This window comes from Pseudomonas sp. (assembly GCF_030690725.1).
Classification (GTDB): Bacteria; Pseudomonadota; Gammaproteobacteria; order Pseudomonadales; family Pseudomonadaceae; genus Aquipseudomonas.
The window spans coordinates 1-3,230 of sequence record NZ_JAUYGD010000074.1; the positions used below are offsets into that span (position 1 = coordinate 1).

The window sequence follows — 3,230 nt, forward strand, 5'->3', positions numbered from 1 at the left end:
TTTTTCTTCTGGGGCGCTGTCGATCTTGTCGAAGTCAACCTTGGCCGAACCGAATACTTCGGAGCAGACGCGGGTCAGAGCAGCGGTCAGAGTGGTTTTACCGTGGTCAACGTGACCGATAGTGCCAACGTTGACGTGCGGCTTGTTACGCTCAAACTTTTCTTTAGCCATTTTGACTGCCTCCCAGAGAAGAATTGACTCAGCATCACCGCCATAAAACAAAGGCAGATACTTGCATATCTGCCTTTATTAGATGGAGCTCATGAGCGGACTCGAACCGCTGACCTCACCCTTACCAAGGGTGTGCTCTACCAACTGAGCTACATGAGCAAAACACATTGCGAAAACAACAATGCTGGAGCGGGTAGCGGGAATCGAACCCGCATCATCAGCTTGGAAGGCTGAGGTTCTACCACTGAACTATACCCGCGGAGCCTGCAGCTCTCGCTAAATCTGGTGGAGGGAGAAGGATTCGAACCTTCGAAGTCGATGACGTCAGATTTACAGTCTGATCCCTTTGGCCACTCGGGAATCCCTCCAAACGGGGCGGCATTCTCATTCGATGCCGACCTACTGTCAAGCAATTTCTCATTAAAAAACCTGAGGTTAGCTACATTGACAGCAGCTTCGCAGAACACTTGTAAGCGCCACCCTGCGAAGCGGGCGCCATTCTATGCATTCTATTGAGGGCTTGCAACCCCTTCGCATGGCATTAATTGCTGCTCTAAGCCTTTGAAGTCAAAAGCCAAACGCTGCAGCAAGGAATCATCCGCCAGACGCCGACTTTGCGGCGAAATACGCACCCAGAAACTGCGATGCGCGCGCGTTAGTTCGCGCAAAGACGGCTCGTACCCAGCATCGCGCAAGCGCTGCATCACACTCTGCGCTGAATCACTCCGCGGAAAGATCCCCAGGGAAATTCCATTGGCCAAATCGCCCTGGGTAATGATGTAGCTATCAATCTTGCGTGCTTGCAGCTCACGCAATTGGCGCAATGAAGCCTGTCGCGAAGCCAACGGCGGTAGATACACCCAGTAATCGACGCCCGCCGCCGCATCCATGCTTTGCACGCGCGACTGAATATCCAGGCTCAATAACCGCTGCTCGACGGCAGACGCATCCGCCATCACCTCAAAACTACCGAGAAACAAGCACACTGCCTCAGCAGGTTGCGCCACAGCAACCTCTCGCCGCGGCGGCGCGCTCGACTCACTGAGCAGGCGAATATCGCGTTTACTGTCTTGCGACATATTTAGCGGCGCAATCTCAGTAACCCGCAGAGGGGCCTGCTGCTGATGCCACACGTAATAGAACAGATTCAGTACAACCAACCACAAGAACATCCAGCGCATGCATGACCTCAATCTATGGGGCAAGCGATCGCCAAGCCGATAAACACCAAATCCGGCACAACCCGCGCCCCCGGAATAACATCCATCACCAGTGGGGCATCCCCGCCAGTGAGGAAAACATCAAAGTCACTGCCCAGCAGCTCTGCCGCCATCGCCACCTGGCCACTGACAAAACCGCGCAGCATCAACAAGCATCCACGCTCAACAGCCTCAGCAGTCGCCCGCCCCGGCACCAACTCTTCAAGCGCTTTGGCCGCCTCATCGCTGTCATAGCGCGTTCTGCGGGTGTGGGTTCGCAACTGGGTGCGCATCAGCGGCACACCCGGGCAAATAAAGCCGCCCAGGTGCCCACCATCTGCACCCACAAAATCCGAAGTAACCGCAGTACCTAGATCAATAACCAGCGCAGCCTTGCCCGATAACTGATAAGCCCCTACCACCGCAAGCCAGCGATCAAGCCCAAGGCGCTCGTACTGCTCATAGCCATTGCGCACACCGGACAAGGAAACAGCAGAGCGAGCCGCACGACACTCAACAGCAAAAGCCTGCTCAAGCAGCGAAATCAACTGCGCAGTCTCTTCGTCGCTGCGCACACTCACCAGACGACAGGCACGTAGCTGCACAGCTTGCTCGCGGACAACCTCTATAAGCGCCTGATCCGAGTCAACGACACCGCCTACGTCTGCCGTAGCCTTACCACCACCCAGCAAGCGCCACTTAATAAAGGTATTACCGCAGTCGAGCTCAAGAATCATCACGCAACCTCAGGCTAAGCTCACCGCCGCTAAAGCTTCGCTCAGCCCCATCAACACGAAGACGAATGGCCCCAGAACGATCCACCCCTAAAACCTCACCTTCTATAGGCTCACCGCCAGCCGTTAACGCAACCGATCGCCCCTGCCAAAGGTGACAAGCCTGCCACTCATCCTGCAAAGCTGCGAAACCATCACGCAACTGAATATCCAGATAGCGCGACAGCTGCCGATTCAACTCACTAACTAGCTCATTGCGATTTAACAGACGCCCCAACTCAGCACGCATCGAAGTCCAGGGCTGACCAATAGCCCCCTGATCGGCCGCGAGCATATTCACATTCAAGCCAATCCCGATGACCACATGACACACATCCGCCGGATCGCCAGACAGCTCTAATAGGATACCCGCCAGCTTGCGCTCACCCACCAGTACATCGTTGGGCCACTTCAATCCGGCCTCAGCCACGCCAAAGCCGCGAATAACCTGTAGCAGCGCCAAGCCGACAGCAAGGCTCATGCCTTCAAGCTGGCGCATGCCACCTTCAACACGAACAACCAGGCTGTAATACAGATTCTCGCCGAAGGGACTGACCCAACTACGCCCCCGCCGCCCTCGCCCACTGGTTTGCCGCTCAGCGATCACATAGAACGGCAGCGCCTGCGCTTCTGGCAACAGCCGCAGCGCCTCAGCATTGGTCGAGTCCACGCTGGGCATAACGCACGCACGCCACTGCGGGACACCCACTTGAGCATTTAGCCAACCCTCATCCAGCAACTGCAGCGGCGTCGCCAGCTGATAGCCGCGCCCGCGCACCTTGTGCAACGGTAACGACAACTCGACCTGCAAAGCCTGCAGCTGCTTCCACACAGCAGAACGGCTCACGCCCAAAGCCGCGCCAAGCGCCTCACCAGAGTGGAAACGCCCGTCTTGAAGAAGCCTTAACAATGCAAGCATATGAGTCCCGCCAAGCAATAAGGCACGCATGATAACGATGCACTGTTTAGTTGCCTATCAAAGGCTCACCTGAGCGTGGTTTGTTTTTCGCAGCACAAAGTAAAACCCCCGACCAGTTTCCTGATCGGGGGTTTTGGTGTAGGTGCTTGACGATGACCTACTCTCACA

4 protein-coding genes and 3 tRNA genes are annotated in these 3,230 nt (G+C 55.9%); all 7 read right to left on the reverse strand.

Features of this window, described 5'->3' with window-relative positions:
* Positions 1-171 (reverse strand): GTP-binding protein (locus Q8O69_RS19000; RefSeq protein WP_305593740.1); only part of this gene is annotated, 171 nt, incomplete at its 3' end.
* An 83-nt stretch (positions 172-254) separates the two neighbouring features.
* Positions 255-330, reverse strand: a tRNA-Thr gene (locus tag Q8O69_RS19005).
* A gap of 26 nt (positions 331-356) precedes the next feature.
* Positions 357-430: transfer RNA gene (locus tag Q8O69_RS19010), tRNA-Gly, on the reverse strand.
* 24 nt (positions 431-454) lie between these two features.
* Positions 455-539: transfer RNA gene (locus tag Q8O69_RS19015), tRNA-Tyr, on the reverse strand.
* 141 nt (positions 540-680) lie between these two features.
* Complete coding sequence (locus tag Q8O69_RS19020) at positions 681-1,352, reverse strand: SPOR domain-containing protein (RefSeq protein WP_305593739.1); 672 nt, start codon at positions 1,350-1,352, stop codon at positions 681-683.
* Positions 1,353-1,360: 8 nt separating this feature from the next.
* A complete protein-coding gene (locus Q8O69_RS19025) occupies positions 1,361-2,107 on the reverse strand; it encodes a pantothenate kinase (RefSeq protein WP_305593741.1) in 747 nt (248 codons plus the stop codon).
* Positions 2,097-3,062, reverse strand: a complete 966-nt coding sequence (birA, locus tag Q8O69_RS19030; protein WP_305593742.1) for a bifunctional biotin--[acetyl-CoA-carboxylase] ligase/biotin operon repressor BirA — start codon at positions 3,060-3,062, stop codon at positions 2,097-2,099. The genes Q8O69_RS19025 and birA overlap by 11 nt, the downstream gene beginning before the upstream one ends.
* Positions 3,063-3,230: the final 168 nt, after the last annotated feature.

Coding starts and splice junctions, on each gene's coding strand:
- Q8O69_RS19020 (WP_305593739.1), bottom strand. CDS start 1,352: ATGCGCTGGATGTTCTTGTGGTTGGTTGTACTGAATCTGTTCTATTAC.
- Q8O69_RS19025 (WP_305593741.1), bottom strand. CDS start 2,107: ATGATTCTTGAGCTCGACTGCGGTAATACCTTTATTAAGTGGCGCTTG.
- birA (WP_305593742.1), bottom strand. CDS start 3,062: ATGCTTGCATTGTTAAGGCTTCTTCAAGACGGGCGTTTCCACTCTGGT.